We start from the raw sequence: 1,045 nt of genomic DNA, 5'->3' as shown, positions 1-1,045 counted from the left end.
CTTCGCGCGGTTCGAACGCGACGCACAAATCGTCGAGAACGGGTTGTAGAGGCATTTGAACGCACGAATCCGATTTTCCGACCCGCGTCGTGAGCGAAGCGTGAACGCATGCGCGCCTCGCACGAGCGCGGGCCCCGAACGCGTGCGACTCTCGAGACGGTCGGCGAAGACGACCGACCAGCGTCGCCTCGACCGTCCGGTCGGCCGAGTCGTCAGACGTTTGTCGGACGATGAGCGAACCTGTTCGGGAGAGGTCGAGTCAGTCTCGGGCGGAGCCGAGTGCGGGCGGTGACCGGTTCGACGCTGCGGCGACCGGACTCGGCGCGCCGTCGGTCCGCGCGGATCGGCGGGGCGGAAACGCGGTCGTCCACGCGAAATCTGGACGAGGGTGTCACTGATCGACGACTCGTTCTCGAAAATTCGCCAGCAGAGGGCCGTGTCGAACTGGTGTGTGGCACGCATTCGTTCGAGTTCTGTTTAGTGTGCGTACCACGCACAGATGCGAGATTCGAACGAATACGGGTAGCGATTATGTTTGAGGTACCGAACTGTTCGCGTATCCGATTACTGACAGCACTCGGAGACGGTCTGTACGCCACGTAGTTCGACAGTCGAATTCGTTCGCCTCGAAGTATAGAACTGGCTCTCGAAGATATACGGTAAACGCACTAATATGTTCTATTATGGTACACTATACCGGCGTTAGCGCCAACCATGTATTCGACAGACACGGACGGTGGAAGCGTTCGCAGTTCCGCCGGGGTCTTTCTTATGGCCCTGGTGGTGGTAGTATCGATGCTCGCCGCGGGCGGGGTCGCGATGCAGCCCGTCGCGGCGGACCACACGGATAACTTTCCGGAAGACGAAGACGACCTCGAGAGCGACGAGATCCTCGTCGACGACGACTTCGAGGACGGTGAAGTGAACGAGTCGGACCAGATCTTCAACGAGCTCGGTCCGGCCCTCGAAGAGGCGGAGTCCGCCTACACCGTGTACGTCGCCGAAGGCGACTACTCGGAGAACGCCGTGGTCGACACGAACGTCG

Annotated in this window: 1 protein-coding gene; it reads left to right on the top strand. The window is 60.7% G+C overall.

Annotated features, from left to right (window positions below; translation table 11 throughout):
• Window positions 1-795 precede the first annotated feature (795 nt).
• On the top strand, window positions 796-1,045 hold a 250-nt coding region (locus U4E84_RS18640; RefSeq protein ID WP_322533539.1), incomplete at its 3' end, for a hypothetical protein.

The organism is Halorubrum sp. AD140 (assembly GCF_034497445.1).
Classification (GTDB): domain Archaea; phylum Halobacteriota; class Halobacteria; order Halobacteriales; family Haloferacaceae; genus Halorubrum.
The sequence above is the reverse complement of the archived record's forward strand: the minus strand, read 5'-3'. Positions and strand labels throughout refer to the sequence as shown.